Source organism: Lentibacter sp., assembly GCF_965658795.1.
GTDB lineage: Bacteria > Pseudomonadota > Alphaproteobacteria > Rhodobacterales > Rhodobacteraceae > Lentibacter.
The window spans coordinates 24,387-50,089 of the sequence record NZ_CBFHTG010000017.1; the positions used below are offsets into that span (position 1 = coordinate 24,387).

General features: G+C 60.9%; 24 protein-coding genes. 9 read left to right on the forward strand and 15 right to left on the reverse strand.

Going from position 1 to position 25,703, the window contains the following annotated elements; genetic code table 11:
• Positions 1-87: 87 nt before the first annotated feature.
• From ACTG3X_RS11580 to ACTG3X_RS11600, 5 genes are read right to left on the reverse strand one after another with little or no spacing between them, the layout of a single operon-like run.
• Complete coding sequence (locus ACTG3X_RS11580; protein ID WP_439111433.1) at positions 88-2,181, reverse strand: NAD-dependent epimerase/dehydratase family protein; 2,094 nt, start codon at positions 2,179-2,181, stop codon at positions 88-90.
• 7 nt (positions 2,182-2,188) lie between these two features.
• Positions 2,189-3,169 carry a glycosyltransferase gene (locus ACTG3X_RS11585; RefSeq protein ID WP_439111434.1) on the reverse strand — a complete coding sequence of 327 codons (981 nt, stop codon included), beginning with the start codon at positions 3,167-3,169 and terminating at the stop codon, positions 2,189-2,191.
• The gene (locus tag ACTG3X_RS11590) at positions 3,166-4,401 is read right to left on the reverse strand and encodes a glycosyltransferase family 4 protein (protein ID WP_439111435.1); all 1,236 of its coding nucleotides are present in this window, start codon (positions 4,399-4,401) and stop codon (positions 3,166-3,168) included. Before ACTG3X_RS11590 ends, ACTG3X_RS11585 begins: the two co-directional genes overlap by 4 nt.
• Entirely contained in the window at positions 4,398-5,309 is a 912-nt protein-coding gene (locus tag ACTG3X_RS11595; protein ID WP_439111436.1) for an NAD-dependent epimerase/dehydratase family protein, read from the reverse strand. Before ACTG3X_RS11595 ends, ACTG3X_RS11590 begins: the two co-directional genes overlap by 4 nt.
• The gene (locus ACTG3X_RS11600) at positions 5,297-6,424 is read right to left on the reverse strand and encodes a Gfo/Idh/MocA family protein (protein WP_439111437.1); all 1,128 of its coding nucleotides are present in this window, start codon (positions 6,422-6,424) and stop codon (positions 5,297-5,299) included. Before ACTG3X_RS11600 ends, ACTG3X_RS11595 begins: the two co-directional genes overlap by 13 nt.
• A 192-nt stretch (positions 6,425-6,616) precedes the next feature.
• Between ACTG3X_RS11600 and ACTG3X_RS11605 the strand changes: the two genes are divergently transcribed.
• A complete protein-coding gene (locus ACTG3X_RS11605) occupies positions 6,617-7,372 on the forward strand; it encodes a WecB/TagA/CpsF family glycosyltransferase (protein ID WP_439111438.1) in 756 nt (251 codons plus the stop codon).
• On the opposite strand, the gene ACTG3X_RS11610 is transcribed toward ACTG3X_RS11605, so the two are convergent.
• The 3 genes from ACTG3X_RS11610 to ACTG3X_RS11620 are packed head-to-tail and all read right to left on the reverse strand — an operon-like array spanning position 7,369 to position 11,667.
• Positions 7,369-8,139, reverse strand: coding sequence for an SDR family oxidoreductase (locus ACTG3X_RS11610; RefSeq protein WP_439111439.1), 771 nt, complete (start codon positions 8,137-8,139; stop codon positions 7,369-7,371). The two genes, ACTG3X_RS11605 and ACTG3X_RS11610, sit on opposite strands and share 4 nt — an antisense overlap.
• Positions 8,132-9,691, reverse strand: a complete 1,560-nt coding sequence (locus ACTG3X_RS11615) for a GMC oxidoreductase (protein ID WP_439111440.1) — start codon at positions 9,689-9,691, stop codon at positions 8,132-8,134. Before ACTG3X_RS11615 ends, ACTG3X_RS11610 begins: the two co-directional genes overlap by 8 nt.
• Positions 9,688-11,667 (reverse strand): acyltransferase family protein, encoded by a 1,980-nt coding sequence (locus tag ACTG3X_RS11620; RefSeq protein WP_439111441.1) that lies wholly within the window; start codon positions 11,665-11,667, stop codon positions 9,688-9,690. The genes ACTG3X_RS11615 and ACTG3X_RS11620 overlap by 4 nt, the downstream gene beginning before the upstream one ends.
• Before the next feature lie 201 nt (positions 11,668-11,868).
• On the opposite strand from ACTG3X_RS11620, the gene pcaF reads away from it, so the two are divergent.
• The 6 genes from pcaF to ACTG3X_RS11650 are packed head-to-tail and all read left to right on the forward strand — an operon-like array spanning position 11,869 to position 16,671.
• Positions 11,869-13,074 carry a 3-oxoadipyl-CoA thiolase gene (gene pcaF, locus ACTG3X_RS11625; RefSeq protein ID WP_439111442.1) on the forward strand — a complete coding sequence of 402 codons (1,206 nt, stop codon included), beginning with the start codon at positions 11,869-11,871 and terminating at the stop codon, positions 13,072-13,074.
• Between the two features lie 13 nt (positions 13,075-13,087).
• On the forward strand, positions 13,088-14,080 hold the full coding sequence (gene paaA / locus ACTG3X_RS11630) for a 1,2-phenylacetyl-CoA epoxidase subunit PaaA (RefSeq protein ID WP_439111443.1): 993 nt from the start codon (positions 13,088-13,090) through the stop codon (positions 14,078-14,080).
• Between the two features lie 11 nt (positions 14,081-14,091).
• Positions 14,092-14,376, forward strand: a complete 285-nt coding sequence (gene paaB, locus ACTG3X_RS11635) for a 1,2-phenylacetyl-CoA epoxidase subunit PaaB (protein WP_439111444.1) — start codon at positions 14,092-14,094, stop codon at positions 14,374-14,376.
• A 1-nt stretch (position 14,377) separates the two neighbouring features.
• Positions 14,378-15,130: a 1,2-phenylacetyl-CoA epoxidase subunit PaaC gene (gene paaC, locus ACTG3X_RS11640; protein ID WP_439111445.1), complete on the forward strand. Its 753-nt coding sequence runs from the start codon at positions 14,378-14,380 to the stop codon at positions 15,128-15,130.
• A complete protein-coding gene (paaD, locus tag ACTG3X_RS11645; protein WP_439111446.1) occupies positions 15,124-15,588 on the forward strand; it encodes a 1,2-phenylacetyl-CoA epoxidase subunit PaaD in 465 nt (154 codons plus the stop codon). The genes paaC and paaD overlap by 7 nt, the downstream gene beginning before the upstream one ends.
• 12 nt (positions 15,589-15,600) lie before the next feature.
• Positions 15,601-16,671, forward strand: coding sequence for a 2Fe-2S iron-sulfur cluster-binding protein (locus tag ACTG3X_RS11650; RefSeq protein WP_439111447.1), 1,071 nt, complete (start codon positions 15,601-15,603; stop codon positions 16,669-16,671).
• Between the two features lie 115 nt (positions 16,672-16,786).
• On the opposite strand, the gene ACTG3X_RS11655 is transcribed toward ACTG3X_RS11650, so the two are convergent.
• From ACTG3X_RS11655 to paaG, 4 genes are read right to left on the reverse strand one after another with little or no spacing between them, the layout of a single operon-like run.
• The gene (locus ACTG3X_RS11655; protein ID WP_439111448.1) at positions 16,787-17,383 is read right to left on the reverse strand and encodes a TetR/AcrR family transcriptional regulator; all 597 of its coding nucleotides are present in this window, start codon (positions 17,381-17,383) and stop codon (positions 16,787-16,789) included.
• A gap of 4 nt (positions 17,384-17,387) precedes the next feature.
• Positions 17,388-18,701, reverse strand: a complete 1,314-nt coding sequence (gene paaK / locus ACTG3X_RS11660) for a phenylacetate--CoA ligase PaaK (RefSeq protein WP_439111449.1) — start codon at positions 18,699-18,701, stop codon at positions 17,388-17,390.
• Between the two features lie 3 nt (positions 18,702-18,704).
• The gene (gene paaI, locus ACTG3X_RS11665) at positions 18,705-19,142 is read right to left on the reverse strand and encodes a hydroxyphenylacetyl-CoA thioesterase PaaI (RefSeq protein WP_439111450.1); all 438 of its coding nucleotides are present in this window, start codon (positions 19,140-19,142) and stop codon (positions 18,705-18,707) included.
• A gap of 2 nt (positions 19,143-19,144) precedes the next feature.
• Complete coding sequence (gene paaG / locus ACTG3X_RS11670) at positions 19,145-19,930, reverse strand: 2-(1,2-epoxy-1,2-dihydrophenyl)acetyl-CoA isomerase PaaG (RefSeq protein WP_439111451.1); 786 nt, start codon at positions 19,928-19,930, stop codon at positions 19,145-19,147.
• Positions 19,931-20,018: 88 nt separating this feature from the next.
• On the opposite strand from paaG, the gene paaZ reads away from it, so the two are divergent.
• Positions 20,019-22,025 (forward strand): phenylacetic acid degradation bifunctional protein PaaZ, encoded by a 2,007-nt coding sequence (paaZ, locus tag ACTG3X_RS11675; protein ID WP_439111452.1) that lies wholly within the window; start codon positions 20,019-20,021, stop codon positions 22,023-22,025.
• 30 nt (positions 22,026-22,055) lie between these two features.
• The gene (locus ACTG3X_RS11680) at positions 22,056-22,832 is read left to right on the forward strand and encodes a PaaX family transcriptional regulator C-terminal domain-containing protein (protein WP_439111453.1); all 777 of its coding nucleotides are present in this window, start codon (positions 22,056-22,058) and stop codon (positions 22,830-22,832) included.
• On the opposite strand, the gene ACTG3X_RS11685 is transcribed toward ACTG3X_RS11680, so the two are convergent.
• The 3 genes from ACTG3X_RS11685 to ACTG3X_RS11695 form a co-directional block, all read right to left on the reverse strand.
• A complete protein-coding gene (locus ACTG3X_RS11685; protein WP_439111454.1) occupies positions 22,829-24,688 on the reverse strand; it encodes a monovalent cation:proton antiporter-2 (CPA2) family protein in 1,860 nt (619 codons plus the stop codon). The two genes, ACTG3X_RS11680 and ACTG3X_RS11685, sit on opposite strands and share 4 nt — an antisense overlap.
• Positions 24,688-25,143: an Lrp/AsnC family transcriptional regulator gene (locus ACTG3X_RS11690; protein ID WP_439111455.1), complete on the reverse strand. Its 456-nt coding sequence runs from the start codon at positions 25,141-25,143 to the stop codon at positions 24,688-24,690. The genes ACTG3X_RS11685 and ACTG3X_RS11690 overlap by 1 nt, the downstream gene beginning before the upstream one ends.
• Positions 25,144-25,222: 79 nt before the next feature.
• Positions 25,223-25,660 carry a YqaA family protein gene (locus tag ACTG3X_RS11695; RefSeq protein WP_439111456.1) on the reverse strand — a complete coding sequence of 146 codons (438 nt, stop codon included), beginning with the start codon at positions 25,658-25,660 and terminating at the stop codon, positions 25,223-25,225.
• Positions 25,661-25,703: the final 43 nt, after the last annotated feature.

The following is a 25,703-nucleotide window of genomic DNA, read 5'->3' on the forward strand; positions in this document are numbered from 1 at the left end:
TTGTGTTGGTGCTCTACAAAGGTAGGGCTTCGGTCTCTTTCATCAAACAAATCTGTCAAAAATATGCCAAATTCGGTGAAATTGGCCTCAAAAGCCAAAAAGCTTTGCCTCTGTCACCGCTTTTTGCACAAAGCGCTCGGGGTTCGGTTCGGGCTGCCAGCCCAAAACTTGCTTTGGTTTGCTATTGTCAAACGGCGAAAGATGCGCGCGGCTCTTCCAGTCGGCAAAGGAAGGGCGGGCCAGCCCTTTGCGCCGCAAGACTTTTGTCTTGAGAAAGAACTTCACTGCATCTGAGGCGTAAAAAGCCCAAAGCGGGCCGTTGCTCACGCGTATCCGCGCACCAAGGCGCTTGTGAATGGCTTCAAAGTAGCCCCGCCCCGTCAACATCGGCTCCCCGATCAGGTTGAAACTCTCGCCAATGGCCTCTGGTGCCTGCGCCATCAGGATCAGCCCATCCACAACATCGTCAATCAGCACAAAGGGCAGGGTGTTTTGCCCGTTGCCCCAGATTTTGACAGCTCCTGCACCGTGCCAGCGTCCGATGCCCCAGTGTTGCAAAGGTCCGCCCAAGCCCACCACGATTCCGGGGCGCGCGATTGTGAGAGGCAGGCCCGCATCGGTGTGCATACGCATCAGGCGGGCTTCGCATTCGGCTTTGGAGCGTGCGTAAATGTTACGCTCGGTCATGTCCTCGCCAAAGCCTGTGTCTTCAGAAATGCGGCGCGCAGGGTCAGACATATCGTAAGAGGCAATCGTGCCCGTGTAGACCAACCGTTTCACACCTGCTGCAAGGCTTGCGCGCGCAATGCGCTCGGCAACCGCCACATCGTTTTCAAGCGCGGCCTCCCATGTTTTGTCATCTGATTTTGCAAGGTTATAGACCGTGTCGATACCTTGCATGGCGTCCGTCAGTGCCGCTTCGTTGCGCAACGATACGGCCACGGTTTCGACCTTGTCGGCAATGTCATCAAACGGGCCTGTCTTGCCACGCGAGAGCACGCGCACATGGGTTCCCCCCTCTGCCAAGCGGCGCGTCAGGGCACGTCCAATGAAGCCTGTGCCGCCAATCACAAGGGCTGTTGGCTTGGGTGTGCCGCGTGGTTTTTGCACAGGTGGCTCTTCAGGCAGCCGCGCCAGTACAGCATCAATCGCGCCCATCACGGCCTCGGCACTTGTGCCGCTAAATCGTGCATCCAGCGCGCGGCTCTGGTTGAGTGCGCCATACACCTCGTCACACATTCCGCGAAAGCTCAGCCCGTAGGGGGAGCGCTGGTTGAGCGACGTGAGCTGGCGGGTGGCGTTCACAACGCCCTCGCGCAGCTGCGCAAAGCTCTGGGACAGCGCGTTGCGCAAGGGGTTGATCACCAAATCGGAGGTGTTCACCCCCGTCACAACCAAAGTGTCATTGGCATAATCAAGGCGCGCCATCGCCGATGAGCCACGCAGGGTGACGGAGCGGTCATCATAGGTTTCCACAAGAGTGATGTTAAATGTTACATCCACACCGCCTGCGCGCGCCAGAATGCGCCAGCTTTGCGGGCGCGTTCCGCCACCGGGCAGCTCAACATGGTTTGACAGCTCCAGGTGCAAAATCTCTGGTGTGCCGAAGAGATCCTGACAAAAGGCAAACAGATGTGGCCCAAGCTCAAGCAGCAGATTGCGCGTCTCGCGCATGAGCCAGATGCCATATGGCCCCGCCCGCAAGGGGCCAAGCGGGAAGCACCAGTTGATTTCGGCCGTCGAGACGCGCCCCAAATCACCGGCATCAAGCTGCTTTTTCAGCCGCAGATAGCTCGGCAGACCCAGAAAGTTGTGCCCCGCCGCAAGCTGTACGCCTTTGCTGGCCGCCGCCGCGTTCATCGCGGCGACATCGCCGCCCGACAAAGCCACAGGTTTTTCCACCAGCACATGTAACCCGCCAGCAATACACGCCTCCGCCACCGCGCGGTGATGGTCAGGCGGGGTGAGCACATGCACCGCCTCACAGGCATTTGCGGCCAGCATTTCAGCAACCGAGCCGAAGGCTTCAACACCGCGCGCTGCGCCAAAGGCTTTGGCAGCAGCGTCATTGGGGTCGACCACACAGGTCAGCTCCGCCCCTTTGGTGGCGGCAATCGCATCAGCATGCCAATCGGCAATATAGCCCGCGCCGATGATGCCCACTTTGGTCACTTTGCTCATAAAAGCCTCACTTATACTCGATAATTTCCATACGGCTGCCAAGCCGCTTGCGCTTGCGGTAGGTCGCCGCGCCGATGATATTCGGGAACTTTGATAAAAAGAGATAAACAGCGTGTCGCCATGCCCGCGCGCGCGCCAGCCCATCGCTCTCCAGCCCGCGCACCGTGCGCAGATAAGAGACGCCGTAAAGGGCTGCGATGAGCGCAAAGAGTGGCCAGAACAGCACTGCGCCGACAAGGCCGAGTAGGGGCAAGACCCCGCCAAAGAGCCACATCCGCCGCCGCTCGCGCACGAAGTAGTCGGGGTGCAGATCATTCACCTGCTCAAAGCCGTGGCCCGTGCGCACAGCGCGGCTCCACCATTCAGAAAAGCGGGTCATATTTGCGTCGTGATGTGTCATCGGAATGGGCAGGCGCAGGAGCTTATGCCCCGCCTTGCGCAGCCGCGTGCAAAACTCGTCATCTTCGGCGGCAATCACCGCGGGGTTAAACCCGCCCACAGCCTCAAAGGCACTTGCCCTGACCATCATATCCCCGCCACAGGCCATGATCTCGCCTGCTGGCCTGTGCCACTCAAAGTGGCACATCTCGTTGAAGATACTGGCGTCAGCGTGGATTTCGGCGCGCCAGCCTGTGACAAGCCCGAGGCTTTCATCTTTGGCCAGTGCCTCGGCCGCGTGGGTGAGGTAGCCTACCTCCAGCGTGCAGTCTCCGTCCACAAACTGGACAAACTCTGGCGCATCTGGGCGGGCCATGATCTGCTCAAAGCCCGCATTGCGCGCGCGCGCCGCCGTAAACGGCACGTCGCTGCCAAGCAGAACAGTCTCCGCCCCCAAGCGCTCTGCCGCAGCCAAAGAGCCGTCGCTGGAGCCGCTGTCCACATAGATTAAAAGATCGACTTCGCCTTGCAACGAGGTCAGGCAGTTGACGAGCCTCTGGCCTTCGTTGCGCCCGATCACGACTGCGCCGATACGTGTTGCGGTGCTCATGGCTTGGCCTCCAGTGGCGTGGGGCGCAAAAGCGCTTTGCGACCCGCCGCATAGGCCAGAAACAGCGCCGCCAGTCTGCGTGCTTCGAGAGTGGCATCAAATTCCTGTACAACCTGCGCACGCCCCGCAGCCCCCATGGCGCGGGCGCTTTCAGGGTCCGCCAGATAAGCTTCAAGGGCTGCGTGCAAGCCTGCCTCGTCACCAGGGGCAACGAGCCAGCCGGTTTCGCCGTTGCGCACAAGTTCGGGCACGCCTGCGATCTGTGTGGTGATCACAGGCAGCCCCGCAGCCATCGCCTCCATCAAGACAACAGGCAGCCCCTCGGCAAAGCTTGGCAGCACAAGCGCACCACTCTTAGCCAGCAGCTTTGCGACCTCATCTTGGCTCTGGTAGCCCAAGAGGCGCACACGTGGCTCCAGCTTCAGCTCCCCGATAAGCGCTTCAATCTGGGGGCGCTCAGGCCCGTCGCCCACCAGTGTCAGGCGCGCCTCTGGCAGCTTTGCCAAAGCCCGCAGTAAGACAGGTAGGCCTTTTACGGGGGCAAGCCGTCCGACAAACAACAGCTCCGCACCGCCTAAGGGCGCAGCAGTGTAGCGCTGCGGCTCGACCCCGCAATGCACGATATGCAACTTGCTCCACTCGGCCTCAGGTGCAAACGCCATCGCCTGAGAGCGGCAGAAATGGCTGATACAGGCCACAAAGCTGGCCCGTGCGATCTTTTCATCAAGCCGCCAATGGTAGGGTTCAAAGAAGATGTCAGGCCCATGCAGCGTGAAGGAAAAGGGGATGCCCGAGAGCGCAGACGCAAGCATCGCTACGGTGCAGCTTGCTTTGGCAATATGGTTGTGAAGGTGCTGAGCACCCGTGTTTTGCAAATGCCGCGCCAGCACAGCGGCCTCGGCAAAATAGAACATCTGATAAGCGCGCCCCTTCAGGCCTTTGGGGGCTGTTTTCCACGCCAGTGCCAGAGCTTTGAACCAGGCTTTGGGGCTTTGGGCAAACAAAGCGCCCTGTGCCGCCAGCAGCCGCACAGGGTTCTTGGCCGCGTCCAGCACATGAAAGGTGCGCGCGGCCTCTTGGCGCTGTTCTTCGCCCACATGGTGCTCAGGCCCTGTGCGGCGGATGCTGGCTGTTTCCACAGTCAGACCGGCGGCGCGCAGGCCCGCCACTTCGCGCTGGATAAAGGTATCACTGGCGCGAGGGTATTCGCCTGTCAGATAAGCGATCTTCATTCTGCCCGCCTCACAAATTGCTTTTGTGGCAGCCAGCCAAGCCGTGCCTTGGCGCGGTCGTTAGAATAGCTGACGGCCTGCATCCTTGCGCGCAGCACCTTGGGGCGCAAAAGCCCCGGTGCGCGCTGGCCAAGCAGAGCGTTTGTCAGCCATGCAAAAGGCACAAGCAGCTGCCACGGCAGCGGCACATGCAGGCCATTGTGCTCTTGTGCGATGTACTCGGCTCGGCTCGGGGGCGCGGTTTCAACAATGTTGAGCGCTTCACAGGGCCCATCGGGGGCTGTCTCGGCGGCGCGCACCATGGCTTCTGCGGCGTCCTGCACATGCACAAGCGGCACTTCGCCCTTGCGGCCAAGGCTGACCAGCAGAGCTGCTCTCTTCGCGCCAATATGTGCGTTCCAGCGGCGCTCGTCGTCGTAGAGCGCGCCAATGCGCAAGCACCAGCCACGCAAGCCCGACTGACACAGCGCCACCTCTTGCGCGCATTTCGCGCCCACATAGGCTTCGCGTGCGCCCAAATCGGGTTCAAGCGCGGTTGCCTCGTCAATCACGCCCGTTGCATCGCCGTCATAAACCGCAATCGAGCTGGCCAGCACCACAAGAGGGGGCACCTTGGCTGTTTCGGCCCCGGCAACAAGCCTCTCTGTTGCCCAGATCGTATCGCGCGAGAGCGCGTCTGCGTCGTTGCTCACAGAGGCCGCTGTATGAAGGATCGCATCCACACCCGTGAGCAAAGACGCCTCAAGCCCTTCGGAAAGATCGGCCACGATGGCTTCGACGCCGTCAGGCCAGGTGGTTGCATGCCGCGAAAGTGCGCGCACTTTATGGCCACGCGCCAAGGCCGCGCTGACGCACGCGCGCCCCAAAAAGCCCGAGGCTCCGGTGATGAGCAGGGTCAGCGTGCCCATGGCATCGGCTCCATTTTTTCACAGCGGCTTTTGGGCACATAGGCGCCGCCCGTGAGCCCCGCGTTTTGTATAGCCAGCGTCACCTCTGTCAGGTGCAGTGCAAAATCGCCCCCAATGCGGCTGGGCACCCCGGCCTTGATTGCGTCGAGCATTTCGGCTGGCCCCAAGGCAAAGTTCATTGCGGCAGCCCCTTTGCGGGGCAGCTTTGGGTGCGTTGTCTTGGCGCTCAAACGTATGCGCTTGCCAAGCGGGCTTTCCATCAGGCGGCGGCGCAGGCGCAAGCGTTTGTAAAACCGCACAGGCGCGGCATTGTCCCATGCTTTCTTAATACTCAACACACCTGCATCCGTGATCACGCGCAAGCGGTGATCATGGGGTGCCGCAATCGAGCAGGTGAGGCGCACAAGCGGGCCGTTTTCAAACGACAGCACCGCCACAGAAAAATCAGGCGCAGCTTCAGCCACACCGCGCTTGTCTGGCAGCACCTCGGCAGACACAGCATTCACGCGCGTTACCGCGCCAAACATGGCAATCAGCCAGCTCAGGTAATAGCCCGCATGCTCCAGCGTACAGCCGATCTGGAATTCGTCCTCATAGGGCCAGGGCGCACCGCTCTCGCTGGCCCAGTCTTCCAAGGGCGCTTGCGGGATAAAGCCGTCATCCAGCTCGGCATAGATCAGCCTTGGCACCCCATAAGCGCCGCTGCGCAGGGCGTGGGCCAGCGTTTGTGCCGCTTCGCCCAACACAGAAGAGGGCGCTGAGCCAAGCTGCAAGCCTTTCGCGTGCGCAAGGGCAACAAGGCTCTCGGCTTCCTCAAAATCCATTGCCAGAGGTTTTTCGCAAAACACATGGCAGCCCGCCTCAAGAGCGGCACGGTTCACTTCATAATGCGCGCGGGGGTTGGTGAGGTTGAGCAAAAGCCCGTCGCCCGCCACCAAGGCCGCGAGCGCGGCAAAGCTATCTGTGGCCGTCAGGTGCCAATGGGCGGCAAAAGCTGCGCGCCGTGCGCTGTCTTGGTCATAACAACCGACCACCGTAATATCAGGGTGGGCCGCAAACGAGCGCATGTAAAGGTCGGCGACAAAACCACAGCCGACAATCGCAACTCTCTTCACGTCTCGCCTCCCATAGAAAATCCACCGCCCCAAAAGCGCCATGGCGCGGGTCGGTTGGGGCATTTTACTCATCTCCAGTCAGTTTGCCGTGAAAAAGTGGCAAGACTGGGGCATCTGTCAAATTTTGGGCAAGTTTTATCTCTATCACAGATGCACAAAGCGCTTTATGCGCTCATAAGTGGTTTAAAACGGGTGAAGAGTTTGATTTTTAAGGCCAAAGGGCAAGAGATTGCCGTGAACATCGGCAGCAAAGCAGCACTTTTGGCTGCGGTTCGCGAGAGATTCGCCCGCCGCGAGGGCTTTGCGCTCGCCACGATCAATCTGGATCATCTGGTTAAACTCCACAGCTCAGAAAGCTTCGCGCGCGCCTATGCCGCCCACGATCTTGTTGTGGCCGATGGCAATCCGATTGTCTGGCTCGCGCGTCTTGCGCGCCGCCCGGTCTCGCTCGTGCCGGGGTCTGAAATGGTGCTGCCGCTGGCCAGGCTGGCCGCCGAGCAGGGTGTGAGCGTGGCACTCTTCGGGGCAACAGAAGAGAGCCTCGGGCGCGCATCTGAGGCGCTCACAGCGCAGGTTACGGGTCTCAAGGTCGTCTGCCAGATCGCCCCGCCCATGGGGTTTGACCCTGAAAGCGCTGCCGCCGCCCAAATGCTGACAGCGCTTGAGGCCTCGGGTGCGGGGCTTGTCTTTCTTGCGCTTGGTGCGCCCAAGCAAGAGGCTTTTGCCGCCCGTGGCCGCGCCCTTGCGCCGGGCCTTGGCTTCGCCTCCATCGGCGCAGGCCTCGACTTTCTTTCAGGCGCTCAAAACCGTGCTCCAAAATGGGTGCAAGCCATTGCGATGGAGTGGGCGTGGCGCGCAGCCTTGGCCCCCAAACGCCTTGTGCCGCGCTATGCGCGCTGCTTCGCGATCTTGCCACGGCTCATCCGCGATGCGCTTGCGCTGCGTTAAAGCAGGCGCGGGGCAGGGGCGCGCCTGAGCAGGAGCCTGTCCTTGATCCGCGTTTTCAGCCCGCGCGGCGGGGGCAACTCGCGGTTCATCTCAAAACTCGTGCCGTTGAGGCTGCGGTCATGCCAGAGCGCAAGCGTCGCGCCCCACTCTGCGGCAACCTCGGGGGCTAATCCGTCAGGAATACCCATATCTGTCGCCAACATCCCGGGCAGCCAGTCGCTGATCACGATTTCGGGCAGGCGGTCAGCCAGATCCGCCACCAAGGCCCGCGTCAGAATACGCGCCGCGCCTTTTGAGACAGAATAGGCGGCAGAGGCAGGCAGCGGTGCAATGTCGGCAAAACTTGCCACATTCACAATCCGCCCAAAGCCGGCCTCGGCCATATCATCAAGCGCCAGCCGTGTGGCTCCGAATGTGCCACCAAGGTTGGTGGCCACCGTCTCCATAAAGCGCGCATGGCTTTCCTGAAACACATCACGGCGCGGATAAACCGCCGCGTTGTTCACAAGTAGGCTCACAGGCCCAAGTTCTTGGCGCAGAACCGCAAAGCAATCCTCCAGCGCTGCCGCATCTGCCACATCACAGGCCAGTGGCAGGATGTTTGCCTGGCCGCGTGCGGTCTCTTCCAGCGGGTCTATCCTGCGCCCGAGTGCGGCTACCTTCACCCCCCGCGCCGCTAGAGTGCGCGCCAAAGCACGGCCAAGGCCCGAGCCGGCACCCGTCACCACGGCCACGCCGCTCAAAAGCCGTGCATCTGCGTCAGCCATGATCTGTCCTTTCAAGGATCGCCTCCGCCACGCGCAAAGCCTGCGCAGCAATGGCCAGAGAGGGGTTTACGCCCATGGAACTGGGCATAAAGCCCGCATCGGCCACATAGAGGTTGGCCAGCTCGTGCACACGGCCATGCCCGTTGAGCACCGTGCGCTTGGGGTCGTCGCCAAAGCGCATGGTGCCGCAGGGGTGGCCATAGTTCAGTTCGGGCGTATTGCTCAAAAACATCTGCCGCTGCCCCTTAAACGCCTTGCGAATGGCGCGCCGAAACACTCGGCGGCGTTGCAAAAGCTCATCTGACAGGCGGTACTCAAGAGCGATCTCGTCGCCAGAGGCGACCAAAACGCGGTTCTCGTCATAGGCCAGATCTTCCATCAGCCCGACAAAAACCTTGGCATTGCCCAGCATCTTTGCCGCCACAGCGGCAGGCAGGCGCGCAGCCTCCTGCACCAGCCGCTTCTGCCCGAGCGCAGTGCGCGCAAGCCTCAGGCGCAGGTAGTGCAGTATCTCGCCGTAAGAGGCGTCAATCCCCATGGCCTGCACCATCCCAAGGCGCGCACCGTCATGATGCAGCAGGTCGCGAAACCCGACAGACTTTGACGGCCCGCCGTCCTTCACACCGGGCCAGACGGCAAACATCTCGTTGAGATGGAACATGAGGCCGCGCCCCACCAGCCCGCTGGCGTTGGCGACCCCTTGGGGAAAGGCCTCACTGGCCGAGCCAAGGCAGAGGCGCGGGCTGCCAAAGGCCCCGCCCGCAAGCACAAACAGAGGCGCTTTCAGGCGGTGTGTCTCACCATCAAGGCGCAGCTCGATTTCGCTTATGCGCTGCCCGTCGCCCACGAGCCGCGTCACCTCTGCGCTGTGCAAAAGTGCGGCGTTGCCCGTGGCCAGAGCAGGCTCCACCCCTGCGGAGCGCGCATCCATTTTGCACGGCTCGGGGCACTTGAACCCAAGGCAACTCTTACAGCCCTCAAGGTGTCTTACCGCGCTGTGCAAGTGATAGGGGTGCATCCCCGCAGCCCTCAGACGCTGCGCAATCACCCTATCCACGGCGCTCATGGCGGGCGGATCTGGCAGTGTACGGCTTGGCGCCGGGCTGAGCGGGTCTGCGGTTCCGCTCACATGATACATCGCTTCGGCGCGCGCAAGATAGGGCTCAAAGTGTGCATAGCTCACAGGCCAGCCACCTGTCGGGTGGGGGCGCTCTGGGCTGTCATCCAGATCTTGCGGGGCAGGGCGCTCAAGTGTTGCGGCATAAAACACCGAGCTGCCGCCCACGCCTGCGCCAAGTGGCGCATAAAAGCTTTGCTCCTGTCCGTTGACCTTGGCGCGCATGGGCGCAGGCCACAGCCCCCGCGCCAGCCGCGCTTCGGGAACAAATATCTCGTGGCTCAAAGGCGTCTCTTCGCGCCGGTGTCCTGCAGGGCCTTTCTCGACAAACAGCACTTTCTTGCCAGCTTCGGCCAGCGCGCGGCCCAATGTGCCGCCGCCCATACCTGTGCCGATGATCACAACATCCCAGCTCTGGCGCAAGAGGTCACTCATGGGGCAAGCTCCCCGCGCATCAGGGGGGCAAACCGCGCGCTCATCGCGCGGGCCGCGGTGTTGGTGATGTGGTTGTTGTCAAAATACCAGCTTGCGCCCTCTTGCAGCGCCGAACAGCTTTTATCGGTGCAAACAGCGCTCCATGTCTCGATGACGGGGGCTGCACTCATGGCGTGCTGCGCCAGCCCGTAGCGGGCCTTGGCATCCGCACGGCTTGCGCGCGCGCGCGTCGCCAGCTCGGCCTCACTGATCCGCCCATGCGCCAGAAGCCGTGCTGCCGCGCGGCTGTCATAGGCGGGCAGCTCCGGCATCTGTTCGAGCACATGCACTGCGCCAAACTGTGCTTCAAGCTGGGGCAGGGTCGCCGCGAGACCTGCGCGCAGCACCTCTGCGTTGCTCGTGGCCTCATAGCCGCTCAGGGTAATCGTGTTCTGCGCATCCAGCCCCACACCTGTGCCACTGGCGTAATAGCTCCAACGCCCCACAAGCAGCACATTGCGCACCGCTGTCAGCGTGGCCATGTCGCGCGCAATTACCGCTTTGTCGGCGGTGCAGGCCGCGTCTTGGGCAGGGGTTGCGTAGCTTTCTGTCTTGCTCACGCCAAAGAGCGGTGGGCAGCCCGCATGCCAGATGATGAGCGCAGGCGTCTCGGCTTCCCAAGCCGCTTGCTCCAGCCCCTCTTTCATTGCGCGCAAATGGCTGTCCCCCCAGATCAAGACCTGCGCATCGCCCTCAGGCCCGATGGGGCAAAGCTCCACCCCCTCAAATGCGCCGTCGCGCGGCTCATAACAGCGCGAAAAATCCTGCAAAAAGTCTGCGCTCGCTGCGATATGGGCTTGCGTGGCCGCATCAAAGCGCTGTGGCAAGCCGTCTTTCACATAAGCCAGCGCGCCAAAGCCAAGCGCAGCTGCCGAGGGCACAGCCAGCGCGCCCAAAACAGCCCAACCCCGTGGCTCCATGCGGCGGAAAGGGGTTTCCACATAGCGCCAAGAGAGCCACGCCAGAGCCACAGATAAGACCATCCAGGCGGCAGCCTCAGACCAGCCAGCGTAGCCCCCCCGCCAATAGAGCGAGAGCACAAAGACAGGCCAGTGCCAGAGATAAAGCGAATAGGATATTTTGCCAAAAAATACAGGCAAAGGGGTGCTCAAACCCGCGTTTACACCGTTGCTGGAGCGCCCGTTGGCGAGCAACAGCACCGTGCCCAAAACAGGGAAGGCCACTTGCCAGCCGGGGAAGCCATAGGCGGCATCAATAAAGAGAAGGCTGCCAACAACCAGCCCAAGCCCCAGCCAGCTGACCCAAGCGCCAGCCTTAAGCGGCGCACGCCCGTGGCTGTGAATGGCCAGCAACACACCTGCCAGAAGCTCCCAGGCGCGGAACGGGAAGAGATAAAAGGTTGCTGTTTGGTGTGTGGGGGTGAGCCAGACCGACGCGGCCAGCGAGGCCGCAAAGCTGATCCAGAGCGCACCGACAAAAACACGCGGCCAGCGCAGGAGCAGAAGCAAAAGAAGCGGCAAAACAATATAGAACTGCTCCTCGACCGAGAGCGACCATGTGTGCAAAAGCACCTTGTCTTCCGCGCTTGTGTCAAAATATCCCGCGCCACGGTAGAACAGCACATTGCTCAGGTAGACTGTCGCTGCGATCAGCGATTTGCCATAGTCACGAAACTCAAACGGCAAGAGCACCAGCCACGCCACCACGCTGGCGGCCAAAGCCATGGCAAAAAAGGCAGGGGCCAGCCGCTTCACGCGGCGGATATAAAACCGAACCAGCGAAATGCGCCCTGTGCTGAGCGCTTCACGCCACAATAATGCGCCGATCAGGTAGCCCGAGATGACAAAAAAGACATCCACACCGGCAAAGCCACCGCTCAGGACGGGCAGGCCAAAGTGGTAAAGCACCACAGCCATAACAGCGATCATGCGCAGCCCGTCAATTTCGGGGCGGTAGGAACTGGTTACACTCGTCATAGGCGCATCTTTACTGAAAATTCTGGCTCTGGGCAGCGGCTAACGCAGCAATGCGGCAATATTTTGAACAAAAGCTTGAAATCGCCCGATGTGTTACTAAAAAATAGCAAGGTGTATATTTGGTGTAACATATTGCTTGCATCGAATCTTGTCTGAAGGCAAACTGCACGGGAACAGGACCACCCAGCAGGAGACGCAGCTTTGGCGCAGGCCTTCATTTGTGATGCAACCCGAACACCCATTGGCCGCTACGGTGGCGCACTGTCTTCTGTGCGCGCCGATGATCTGGCCGCTCTGCCCATTGCCGCGCTCAAAGCGCGCAACCCCGATGTCGATTGGGCCGCCATTGATGATGTGATCTACGGCTCTGCCAACCAAGCGGGCGAAGACAACCGCAATGTCGCGCGGATGGCGGCACTTCTGGCAGGCTTGCCCATCGACGTGCCGGGCACCACGCTCAACCGCCTCTGCGCAAGCGGCATGGATGCCGTGGGCATGGCCGCCCGCGCCATCAAGGCAGGTGATTATGACATGGCCATCGCGGGTGGGGTCGAGAGCATGAGCCGCGCACCCTTCGTGATGCCCAAGGCCGAAACAGCCTTTGGCCGCGCCAATGCGGTCTATGACACAACCATCGGCTGGCGCTTTGTAAACCCCAAGATGAAAGCCGCCTACGGGACAGACTCCATGCCCGAGACAGCCGACAATGTGGCCGAAGATTACGGCATCAGCCGCGCAGACCAAGATGCTTTTGCAGCCCGTTCCCAAGCGCGCTTTGAGGCCGCACAGGCCGCTGGCAGATTTGCCGACGAGATCACGCCTGTCGAGATCCCGCAGCGCAAGGGAGATGCGGTTGTGTTTGATACCGATGAGCACCCCCGCGCAGGCAGCACGGTGGATAAGCTCGCCAAGCTGCGCGCCATCAACGGTGAGGGCAAGACTGTCACCGCAGGCAACGCCTCGGGCGTGAATGATGGCGCAGCCGCGCTGCTCATGGCCTCCGAAGCCGCCGCCGCCGCCCAAGGGCTCACGCCTCTTGCGCGTGTGGTGGGGATGTCGGTGGCAGGTGTGGCTCCGCGCATTATGGGCATCGGCCCTGTGCCAGCCAGCCAGAAGGTTTTGGCGCGCGCAGGCCTCAGCATTGAAGATATGGATGTGATCGAGCTGAACGAGGCTTTCGCAAGCCAGGGTCTCGCAACGCTGCGCGCTCTCGGCGTGGCTGATGATGCCGAGCACGTCAATCCAAACGGCGGCGCGATTGCGCTGGGCCATCCGCTGGGGATGTCAGGCGCGCGCCTTGTCATGACAGCGGCCTACGAACTCAAGCGCCGTGGCGGGCGCTATGCACTTTGCACCATGTGCGTTGGCGTTGGCCAGGGCGCAGCCATTATCATTGAACGGGTCTGAGGAGGACACACTCATGTATGCACAGATGGTACAATCAACCGGCGCAGGCGTAAAATCCCGCGAGGAAATGAGCCCCGAAGAGGCGGCCTTTCAGGACCGTATCGATGCCGATATCAAGATCGAGCCGAAAGACTGGATGCCCGCAGGCTACCGCAAAACGCTCATCCGCCAGATCGGCCAGCACGCACACTCCGAAATCGTGGGCCAGCTGCCCGAAGGCAACTGGATCACGCGTGCGCCCACGCTGGAGCGCAAGGCGATCCTGCTTGCCAAGGTCCAGGACGAGGCAGGCCACGGCCTCTACCTCTACGCGGCGGCCGAAACTCTGGGTGTAAGCCGTGACGAACTCACCGAGCAGCTCCTTGACGGGCGCATGAAATACTCTTCCATCTTCAACTATCCGACCCTCAACTGGGCCGACATGGGCGCGGTTGGCTGGCTGGTTGATGGCGCGGCCATCATGAACCAGGTACCGCTTCAGCGCACATCTTACGGCCCCTATTCACGGGCGATGATCCGCATCTGTAAGGAAGAGAGCTTCCACCAGCGTCAGGGCTACGACATCATGATGAAGATGGCCCAAGGCACGCCTGCCCAAAAAGCCATGGCGCAAGACGCGCTCAACCGCCTCTGGTATCCAAGCCTGATGATGTTTGGCCCAAGCGATGCAGACTCGGTACATTCGGCCCAGTCCATGGCGTGGAAGATCAAAATGGACAGCAACGACGAGCTGCGCCAGAAGTTTGTCGACCAGACGGTGCCGCAAGCCGAATACCTTGGCCTGACCGTGCCCGACGAGAACCTCAAGTGGAACGAAGAGAAGGGCGGCTACGACTTCTCCCAGCCCGATTGGAACGAGTTCTTTGATGTGCTCAAAGGCAACGGCCCCTGCAATGTCGACCGTATGGAAAAGCGCAACGCCGCTTGGGACAATGGCGCCTGGGTGCGCGATGGCCTCTTGGCCCACGCCGAAAAGCGCGCCGCGCTCAAAACCGCTGCGGAATAAGGAGCAAACACATGTCTAAAGAATGGCCCCTCTGGGAAATCTTCGTCCGCGGTCAGCATGGCCTGAGCCACCGTCACGTGGGCAGCCTGCATGCCCCTGACGCGGAAATGGCAATCAAGAACGCCCGCGATGTCTACACGCGCCGCAACGAAGGCCAGTCAATCTGGGTGGTCGAGGCGGCGCATGTCACAGCCTCCAGCCCGTCGGACAAAGGCCCGATGTATGAGCCAAGCGAAAGCAAGGTCTACCGCCACCCGACATTCTTTGACATCCCCGAAGATGTGGGGGCCATGTGATATGAGCACGCTTTACGACTTTGCCCTCCGCATGGGGGACAACACGCTTATCTTGGGCCACCGCGTGTCTGAGTGGTGCGGCCATGCGCCGGTTTTGGAAGAAGATATCGCACTTGCCAACACCGCGCTCGATCTGATCGGCCAAACCCAGCTCTGGCTCGGCCTTGCCGCCGAAGAAGAGGGCGCGGGCAAAACCGCAGATAACCTCGCTTTCCTGCGTGATGCTTGGGATTTTCGCAATGCGCTCCTCTGTGAGCTGCCCAATGGCGACTTTGGCCGCACCCTGATGCGCCAGTATCTCTTTGACGAGTGGCACCTCCTGATGCTGCGCGCGCTGCAGAACAGCTCTGAGACGCGCGTGAGCGATATCGCCGATAAGGCCGTGAAAGAGGTCAGCTACCATGTGGAGCGCTCGCGCGACACCGTCGTGGGCCTTGGCGACGGCACGCCAGAGAGCCACAAGCGTATGCAAGACGCGCTTGACTACCTCTACCCCTATGTGGGCGAGCTTTTCACGCCCGATGCTGTCGATGAGGCCGCCGCAGCCGAAGGCATCGCGCCTGATCTGGCCAGCCTGCGCGCAAGCTATGACGCGGCAATCGAGGCCACCATGGCCGAGGCCACGCTTTTGCTGCCCGAAAGCCGCTTTGCCCATAAAGGCGGGCGCACAGGGGCAATGCACACCGAACATCTGGGCCATATTCTCACGCAAATGCAGTGGCTCCAGCGCGCCTATCCGGGAGCGACATGGTGAGCCAGCCCAGCGTTGCAGAGGTCTATTCATGGCTTGATGAGGTGCCAGATCCCGAGATCCCCGTGATCTCTCTCACGGATCTGGGCATCATCCGCCACGTGGAATGGGCGGGCGACACGCTCGAAGTCACGGTCACGCCGACCTATTCGGGCTGCCCCGCCACCACGATCATCAACTTGGATATCGAAACCGCCCTGCGCGCGCGCGGCATTGAAAAGCTCACGCTCAAGCGCCAGCTCTCACCGCCCTGGACGACAGACTGGCTCACCGAGCAAGGCCGCGCCAAGCTGGAAGACTACGGCATCGCGCCGCCCCAGCCTGCGGGCGGGCCCAAACACTGCCCGCGCTGCCAGAGCCAGAATCTGGAGCGCCTGAGCCAGTTCGGCTCCACCCCCTGCAAGGCCCAATGGCGCTGCAAAAGCTGCCTTGAGCCTTTCGACTATTTCAAATGTATCTGAGGAGCTTAGCCAATGGCCCGCTTTCATGAACTCGAAGTCACAGATGTCCACAAAACCATCCGCGACGCTGTGGTTGTCACGCTCAAGCCCGTCAATGGCGCGGCCAGCGAATTTGACTTCACCCAAGGCCAGTATCTGACCTTCCGCCGTGACTTTGACGGCGAGGAAATCCGCCGCAGCTATTCGATTTGCGCAGGCAAGGGCGAGGGTATCTTGCAAGTGGGGATCAAGCGGGTTGATGGCGGCGCCTTCTCCACATGGGCCAACGAAGAGCTGAAAGTGGGCGCGCGCCTTGAGGCGATGCCGCCGATGGGCCGGTTCTTCACGCCGCTTGATGCGGCCTCAGACAAAACCTACCTCGGCTTTGCGGGCGGATCGGGCATCACGCCGGTGCTTTCGCTGATCAAAACCACGCTTGAAGCCGAGCCAAACGCTGATTTCACGCTGGTCTATGCCAACAAGGGCGTCTCCACGATCATGTTTCGCGAAGAGCTGGAAGACATCAAAAACCGCTATATGGGCCGCTTCAACGTGATCCACATTCTGGAGCAGGATGCCCAAGACATCGAGCTTTTCAGCGGGCTTGTGACCGAAGAGAAATGCGCCGAGCTGTTCAAAAGCTGGATCGATATCAAGTCTGTGGACACAGCGTTTATCTGCGGACCAGAGCCTATGATGCTGGGCATCGCCAAGGCGCTGAAAGACCACGGTTTGACGGAAGAGCAGATCAAATACGAGCTCTTTGCCTCGGGCCAGCAGGGCCGACTGGCCAAGCCTGCCGCGTCGCGCGCAGCCGCAGCAGCGGCCCAGATCACCCTTTCGGTGACGCTTGATGGCGCAACGCAGACACTTGAGGCCGATGGCAACACAAGCTTGCTCGACATCGCCCGCGCCAATGCGATGGATGCGCCTTATGCCTGTAAGGCGGGCGTCTGCTCGACCTGTCGCTGTCGTGTGATCGAGGGCGAGGTGGATATGCGCGCCAACCATGCGCTCGAAGATTATGAGGTCGAGAAGGGCTATGTGCTTTCGTGCCAGACCTACCCTGTGAGTGCTGTTGTGAAGGTCGACTACGACCAGTGAGGGCGCGCGCATGAGGCTTTGCGCTTTGGCTGCGCCAAATCGCGGTGGCCGAGAGGGGCTTTGCCCCTCTCGCGCTCTCCCCAGGATATTTTAGGCAAAAAGAAAGCGTTTAAGCTCAGAGCGCCTTGAGGCCTCCAAGCGTAAGCTTTGCGACCTGGGCTCCGTAAGCGCGGCGGGCAGCTTCGTCGGCCTGGCCGTTCCACATGTAGTGCCAGTTGAGCATCCCAAAGAGCGACATGGTGATGCTGCGCAATTTGGCAGGGTCATGCGCGAAGACTTCGGGGGCATTTTCAGCGATGGTGTCTGACAAGAGGCGCACCATATCGCGTTGATACTCTATAAGGATTTTCCTTTCGGCTTCGGGGAGGTGATCCATACCTGCACTCTGTACGCGGTGGGCATTATCGGCGCCTTGATAGGCCAGAAGCACCTCTGTGCAGAGCGCTTCCAGTTTTTGGGACGCACTGAGGCCTGCGAGCGGCACGGCTGCAAGCCTGTCGCGCAGGTCTTTCAGGTGGCTGTCGAGCAGGTCAAAGAGCAGCGCATCCTTGCTGTCATAGTAGTGGTAGATGTTGGCCTTGGAGATCCCCGCCTCGCGCGCAAGCGCCGCCATGGAGGCGCGGTCAAACCCCTCAACGGCGAAGACGCGGGCCGCGGCCTCCAGAATGGCGATGCGCTTTGCACCGTGGTCTTTGGCTTGTGTTCTGGCCACGCGCTCAGCCCTCTTTGCTACGGTTGTCGATGACGCGCACGGCCTTGCCTTGGGAGCGCGCAACAGAGCCAGGGTCGCCGACAACAACCTCTGTCGAGACGCCGACCATATCCTTGATATGCTTTGTCAGCATCCGCTGTGCGGCGGTGCGGCTGAGGTTGTCAGCGGCATCTGCATTGGCTTCTACAAACACCCGCATCGCATCCATGCGGCCTGATTTGTAAAGCTCGATCTGGAAGTAGGGTGCAAGCCCGCCTGTGGCCATGACCTGCTCTTCGATCTGGGTGGGGAAGACATTGACGCCGCGCAGGATGATCATGTCATCCGAGCGCCCCGTGATCTTCTGCATCCGGCGCATGGAGCGGGCTGTGCCCGCCATGAGCCGCGTGAGATCGCGCGTGCGGTAGCGGATCATTGGCATGCCTGTCTTGGTGAGCGTGGTGAAGACAAGTTCGCCTTCGCTTCCGTCCGGCAGCACTTCGCCTGTGACAGGGTCAATCACCTCCGGGTAGAAGTGATCTTCCCAGATGTGCAGGCCATCTTTTGTCTCGACACATTCGTTGGCCACACCTGGCCCGATGATCTCGGAAAGCCCGTAAATATCAACGGCATGCATGTCAAAAGCCTCTTCCACTTCAAGGCGCATGGCATTCGTCCACGGCTCAGCACCAAAGACGCCCACATCAAGGCTTGTGCTCTGCGGGTCAATCCCCGCTTTGTGAAAACCTTCAAGGATGTTGAGCATATAAGACGGCGTCACCATGATCCCTTGGGGCTGGAAATCGGTGATCAGGCCCACCTGCTTTTCGGTTTGTCCGCCGCCCATGGGCACCACTGTGGCGCCGAGCCGCTCGATCCCGTAATGCGCGCCAAGCCCGCCTGTGAACAGGCCGTAGCCGTAGGCGTTGTGCACCGTATCGCCGCGCTTGAGGCCCGAGGCGCGCAAGGAGCGGGCAACAACTTCGGCCCAGACATCAATATCGTTCTGGGTGTAGACCACAACTGTGGGCTTGCCGGTTGTGCCAGAGGAGGCGTGGATGCGCACCAGCTCTTCACGTGGCACAGCACTGAGGCCAAAGGGATAGTTGGCGCGCAGATCGTCTTTGTAGGTGAAAGGGAATTTCGCCAGATCACTCAAGGACTTGAGATCATCCGGGTGCACGCCTGCCGCGTCAAAACGCTCTTTGTACATCGCCACATTGTCATAAGCATGCTTCAGCGTGGTCTTCATCCGCGCAAGTTGCAGCGCCGTAATCTCGTCGCGCGAGGCGATTTCGATCGGGTCAAGGTCACTCTTCTTTGGTGTCAGATCTTTCATGGCTCAGGCCTCCCCGCCTTCGTCAAAATGTGTGCCCGCAATCGCGCGCGAAATCCCGCGAAACTCGGCCAGAGTTTCGCCCTTCTGGTTGCTCACAACCACGTCATAAATCCCGCTGCGCCCGGTAAGGCTCACCTCGCGCGCGGTGGCGCGCAGGCGGTCGCCTGCAAAACCGGGGGCGAGGTAGCTCATAAATGTGTGCTGGCCCACGGTGTTCTGGTTGCGCGAGTTGCAGGCAAAGGCAAAGGCGCTGTCGGCCAACATAAAGCTCACACCACCGTGGCAGGTGCCATGGCCGTTGGTGTGATGGGCTTGCACCTCCATCTCCAACACAGCCGTGCCCTCATCCACGTTGATCAGCTCCATACCAACCCATTCAGAGGCCTTGTCGCCCGCCCACATGGCAGCAGCAGACCGTTCTGCGCGTTCTTTCGGGGTCATGCTCATTCTCCCTTAAACGCAGGTGCGCGCTTGTTCAAAAAGGCGCTCACGCCTTCAGCGTAGTCGGCACTTTCACCGCAGGTTTTCATGTAGCCGGCCTCAAGCTCAAGCTGCTCTTCAAGCGTGTTCACAGCGGCGGCCTGAATGGCGGCTTTGGTGAGGCCAAGGCCCAATGTGGGGCCGTTGGCCAGCTGCTCGGCCAGCGCGCGCGCTTCATACATGAGTTGCCCGTCTTCAATGCAGCGCCAGATGAGGCCCCAGTCTTCGGCTTGCTGCGCGGTCATCGGCTGTGCCGTAAAGGCCAGCCCCTTGGCGCGCGCTTCGCCGAGCAAGCGGGGCAAATGAAAGCTGCCGCCTGTGTCAGGGATCAAGCCGACCTTGGAAAACGACTGGATGAATTTTGCCTTATCCGAAGCCAGCACCATGTCACAGGCAAGCGCCAGATTGGCGCCAGCCCCGGCTGCTACGCCGTTCACAGCGCAGACAACAGGGAAGGGCAGGCTGCGAATGAGGGTCACGAGCGGCGCATAAAAGCTGCGCACAGTTGCGCCCAAATCGGGCAGGCTGTCCATCTTGCTGGGGTCGCGGTCGCCCAAGTCTTGCCCTGCACAAAAGCCGCGCCCCGCGCCTGTGAGCAAGACAGCCCGCACGCCAGCATCACGAGCCGCTTCAAGAGCCGCGCGCAAGGCGAGGTGCATGTCTTCGGTAAAGGAGTTCAGCTTATCGGGGCGGTTCAGCACAATCTCGTGCCAAAGCTCGTGTTTCACAACCAATATTGTCTCTGACATCATGTCCTCCCAAACGCGTCTCAAGAACAAGCTTGCATAAACCGAACGGTTGGTCAATAAATTATCAAGCACTGAAAAGGAGAGCGCCATGAGAGAGATTGCAAGCTACGCTTTGGGGCAGTGGGTCGCGCCAGACGCCGCCGCACGCCAGGTTGACTGCGCCATCACAGGCGCGCCCTTTGCGCGCATCGGCAATGGCACGCTTGAGACACAGGCCATGCTCACATACGCCCGCACCGTTGGCGGGCCGGCTCTGCGCAAGCTCACGTTTCATGACCGCGCCAAAATGGTCAAGGCGCTGGCCTTGGCGCTCGGGGAGCACAAACAAGCGCTCTATGATTTGTCTTTTCACACAGGGGCCACACAGAAAGATCACCTGATCGACATCGACGGTGGCATCGGGACGATGTTTGTCTTTGCCTCCAAGGGCCGCCGCGAACTGCCCGAGGCACATGTCTATGTTGACGGCGATGTGGAGCAGCTCTCGCGCCACGGTAGCTTTCTGGGCCAGCACATCTGCACGCCGCTGCACGGGGTTGGTGTGCATATCAATGCGTTTAACTTCCCCGTCTGGGGTATGCTCGAAAAGCTCGCGCCCACGCTTCTTGCGGGTGTCCCGGCGATTGTGAAACCTGCCAGCTCGACAGCCTATGTCACGGAACTGGCTGTCAAAATCATGCTCGACAGTGGTATCCTGCCAGAGGGCGCCTTGCAGCTCATCTCTGGGGGGGTTGGTGATCTCTTTGAGGGCTTGGGGCCGCAAGATGTGGTCAGCTTCACAGGCTCTGCCCAAACCGCGCTCAAGCTGCGCAGCCACCCGAATATTGCTGAAAACTCCACGCGCTTCATTGCCGAGCAAGACAGCCTCAACGCCTCTGTGCTTGGCCCCGATGCTGTCAGCGGCACCGAAGAGTTCGACCTTTTCATCAAGGAAGTCACCCGCGAAATGACAGCCAAGGCGGGCCAGAAATGTACTGCCATTCGCCGTATCATGGTGCCGGAGGCGCAGGTTGAGGCGGTGACAAAAGCACTCTCTGCAAAGCTTGACAGCCTCACAATCGGCGACCCGCGCGATGAGAAAACCCGCATGGGCGCGCTCGTCAGCATGAGCCAGAAACGCGATGTTCTGGCGATGGTTGAAAAGCTTGCCACCGAGAGTAAGATTATCTGGCGCGATGACGCCCGCGTGCCTGCCGAGGGCGCGTTTGTCTCGCCTGTGCTTTTGCAGTGCGACGCGCCTGATACCGCCGTTGAGGTGCACGCCACCGAGGCCTTTGGCCCCGTCAGCACCGTGATGGGCTATCGCGATATGGCCCATGCCGCCGCCCTTGTGGCCAAGGGGCAGGGCAGCCTTGTCACCTCGCTCATCACAGCCGACCCCGCCGTGGCGTCGGGTTTTGTGGCCGAGGCCGCGCCGTGGAACGGGCGCATCTACATCAACAACCGCCACTCGATGAAAGAGAGCACAGGCCACGGCTCGCCTTTGCCCCATATGGTCCACGGTGGCCCGGGCCGCGCAGGTGGTGGCGAGGAAATGGGCGGTATCCGCGGTGTCATGCATTATATGCAGCGCACCGCCATTCAGGGCAGCCCCGATATGCTCACCGCAATCGGCCAGAAATGGGTGCCGGGTGCTGATCAGATCACGGGCCCTGCGCACCCCTTCACACGGCGCTTCAGTGAGCTGCTGATCGGCGAGACCCTCCACACCGCCAGCCGCACCATCACGCTGGAAGACATCGAACATTTCGCCACCTTCACAGGCGACACGTTCTATGCCCACATGGATGAGGCGGCCGCCGCGCGAAACCCCTTCTTTCCGGGGCGCGTGGCGCATGGCTATCTCTTGCTCAGCTTTGCGGCGGGGCTGTTTGTGGAGCCAAATGAAGGCCCTGTCTTGGCCAACACAGGGCTTGATAACCTGCGCTTCATGAAGCCCGTTGTTGCGGGCGATGCCATCAAGGTGGCGCTCACGGTGAAGCGCAAGACAACCCGCAACGAAGAGTATGGCGAAGTGCGCTGGCACGTGAGCCTGACCAATCAGGATGACGAGCTCTGCGCAACCTATGAGCTGCTGACGATGAATGCGCTTTAACGCCTGAGGGCTTGCGGCTAAGATGTGCCCATGACTTCGGGCGCATCTGAGCTTTTTGACACGACCTTCACGGCCCTGCACGCGCAGGGGCCGCTGAAAACATGGTCGCTGATCGTGACGATTTTCGGTGATATTGCCCCCGCCAAGGAAGACCATCTGGACAGCCAGCTCTTGGCCGCGCTCACAGCGCCTTTCGGTGTGAAGCCCGAGGCGCTGCGCGTCGCGCTCCACCGCCTGCGCAAAGATGGCTGGCTGGAAGCGGTCAAGCGCGGCCGCCGCAGCGCCTATCATCTGTCGGCAACAGGCGAGGCGCTCACCCATGCAGCCTACGCCCAGATCTACCGCACAGCCCCCAGCGGGCAGGGGGCTGACTGGCATATCGAGCTTCTGGAAGATGCGGCCATAGCCAAGCGCGCGGGCAGTGCGGTTGTCGGCCCCAACATGCTCGTCTCACCTGCCAAAGGGGGCGCAGGCGGGCTCAACATTCCTGCAAGCGAAGTGCCTGCGTGGATGCGTGCATCGCTCACAAGCGCCGAGGCCATCGCAGAGTTTGCGCTTTATACAGAGGCTCTCGCCAGCCTCGTGCCACAGCTCGCCACAGCCAAGCTTGATCCGCCTCAAAAGCTCGCGCTGCGCCTTCTGGTGCTGCACCACTGGCGGCGTATTGTCTTGCGCCAACCCGAGGTTCACGAAGCTCTGCTCGGCAAGGGCTGGGCCGGTCACACGGCCCGCCAGCTCACGCTTGAAGTGTTTGAGACCCTTGGTCGCCCCGCGCTGAGCGAGCTGGCCAACCTGCAAAACGCCTAGGCGCTTTTCTTCCCTTCGGCCAAAGCCTGCAAAGACAGTTCCAGCTCTTTTTCCAGCTCGCGCACGCGCGCACGGTAGGCCGCGTTTGAGGCCATGTCCTGATCGGGCTTCCAGAGCTGTGCCAGCTCTTTCAGCGCCATGCGGTCGTGGGCGTAAAAGGCCTGCTCGGCTTCGGCGGCCTCATATTCGGTCATGCCCACGTTTTCGAGCACATAGCGCCCTGCGCGCAGCGAGCTGTCAAACATCTCGCGCACAATGTCGTTGGCACCTGCCTCATAGAGCGCAAACACATGCCCACGGTCACGCGCGCGCGCAATGATGTGAAGGTCGGGACGTTCTTTGCGCGCATGGCGCACAAGCTTGAGCGCCGCCGCCGTGTCATCAATCGAGACAACAAGCACCCGCGCATCGCGCAGGCCCGCCGCGCGCAAAAGCTCGGGGCGGGTGGGGTCGCCCAGAAAGGCGCGGTAGCCAAAGCTGCGCATCAGCTGAATGCGCTCAAGGTTGTTGTCCAAAACAACAGTCTTGAAGCCGCTGCTTTCCACAAGGCGGTTCACAATCTGGCCAAAGCGGCCAACCCCCGCAATGATCACAGCGCCTTGCGTGTCGATCTCGTCAGGCTCGCGGGTCTGCTTTGTGCCCTCAAAGCGCTTGTGCAAAAAGTCATAGGCCAGAAACAACATCGGCGTCATCAGCATCGACAACGTGATCACAAGCAAAAGACGGTTGCTCAACGGGTCATCAAACACGCCTTGTTGCCCGCCAAAGGACACCAGAACAAAGCCGAATTCCCCCGCTTGCGCCAAAGCGAGGGTAAAGAGCCAGAGCTCGCGTTTGCGCAAGCCAAAGCCAAAGCCCAGCAAGAAAAGCACAAGCCCCTTCATAAAAATAAGCCCACAGGCGAGCCCGATCATGAGCGCAGGCTCTGCCATCAACACATCAAAGTTGATGCTTGCACCGACGGTGATGAAAAACAGCCCCAAGAGCAGCCCCTTGAACGGCTCGATATCGCTCTCCAGCTCGTGGCGAAACTCGCTGTTGGCCAGAACAACCCCCGCCAGAAACGCGCCCAAAGCAGGCGAGAGGCCCAGCAGCGTCATGATATAGGCGTTGCCAATCACAATCAGCAGGGCCAGCGCCGTGAACATTTCGCGCAGGCGCGTGGCGTGGATATAGCGGAAAATCGGCTTGGTCAAAAACACGCCCGCCGCAATGATCAGCGCAATCGTGGCCAAAGTCGCCAGCGTCACGCCCCAAGCGGGCAGGCTCTCAAACAGGGTTGCGTGGTGGGCCAGCTCTTCATGAGCCACGGCAATAGAGCCATCAGAGCTGATCGCCGCAAGGCCTGCCACAGCCAGAAGCGGCACCAGCGCCAGAAAGGGGATCACGGCAATGTCTTGTGTGAGCAAGACAGCAAAGACAGAACGGCCCCCCGAGGTTTGCACCAGCCCTTTCTCGGTGAGTGTTTGCAGCACAATCGCGGTCGAGCTGAGCGACAGCACCAGCCCGATGGCAAGGCTCGTCTGCCAGGCAAAGCCAAAGAGCGACGAGGCAATAAAGACGGCCAGAATGGTCAGAACAATCTGCAAGCCACCAAGGCCCACAAGCCTGTGGCGCATCGCCCAAAGCGCGCCCGGGCTCAGCTCAAGCCCGATGATGAACAGCATCATCACAACGCCGAATTCGGCAAAATGCTGCAAGTCGCGGGTCTCGTCGCCAAGGCCGGGCATCAGCCCTATCAAGACACCAGCACTCAGGTAGCCCAGCACAGACCCAAGCCCCAAGCGCGAGGCAAGCGGAACGGCAATAACAGCGGCCAAAAGGTAAATCGTTGGAAGAAGTAAAAGTGAATGCATTAGGCTGGCAACGGTGCGTCTTGTTTGATCTGGTTCATGACAATCTGGCTGTGCACGCGGCTGACAGCCCCGTGCGGAAGAAGAATGTCATGAATGAGCGTGTTTAGCGAGGCCAGAGTCTTGGAATAAATCCGCAACAGCAGGTCGGCATCGCCCGTCATCGCCCAAGCCGAGACAATCTCGGGCTGTGATACCATCAGCTTGTTAAAGCTTTGTGTCATCTTGGGGTCATGGTTGAGCAGCTGCACTTGCACAAAAGCCTGTACGCCCAGCCCGAGCGCGGCGGCGTCAAGCTCGGCGCGGTAGCCCAGTATAACGCCACTGGCCTCAAGCTTTTGGCGCCGCCGTGCGGCTTGGCTGGCCGACAGGCCGAGCGTTTCGGCCAGCTCCTGCGCGGTGGCTTGTGCATTCTCTTGCAGAGCGGTGATGAGTTTTGAATCAATTTGGTCTCGCATGCGTCTGTTTTAGACATTGGCTCTGACAAATGCGAGTTTTACGCGTCCTTTACTTCAAACAGGCGAAGTTTCGCGCGTTTTAGAGCCATCCCCAGACCAGAGCGGCAACCACAAGGTAGCGGCCAGTCTTGGCCAGCGTCACGAGCGCGAGAAAGATCCAGAGGTTTTCGCGCAAGACACCCGCTGCCAGCGTGAGCGGGTCGCCCACAACAGGCATCCAGCTGAGCAAAAGCGACCAGCGCCCATAGCGCTGATACCAGCTTTGCGCGCGGGCGAGGGCTGCGGGGCCAACGGGAAACCAGCGCTTGCCCTGCAACGCCAGCGCGCCGCGCCCGAGCCCGTAATTGAGACAGGCGCCCAAGACATTGCCAAGGCTTGCAACCGCAATGAGAAGTGTCGCGCTTCGGCTCTCGGCGGCAAGGAGCGTGGCCAGCACCAGCTCTGATTGCGCAGGCAAAAGCGTCGCCGCCAGAAAAGCCGATGCAAACAGCCCCAGATACGCGCCAAGGCCGCTCATGCGCGGTGCTTCTGTTGCACAAGCTCGGGCACGGGCGCACGCC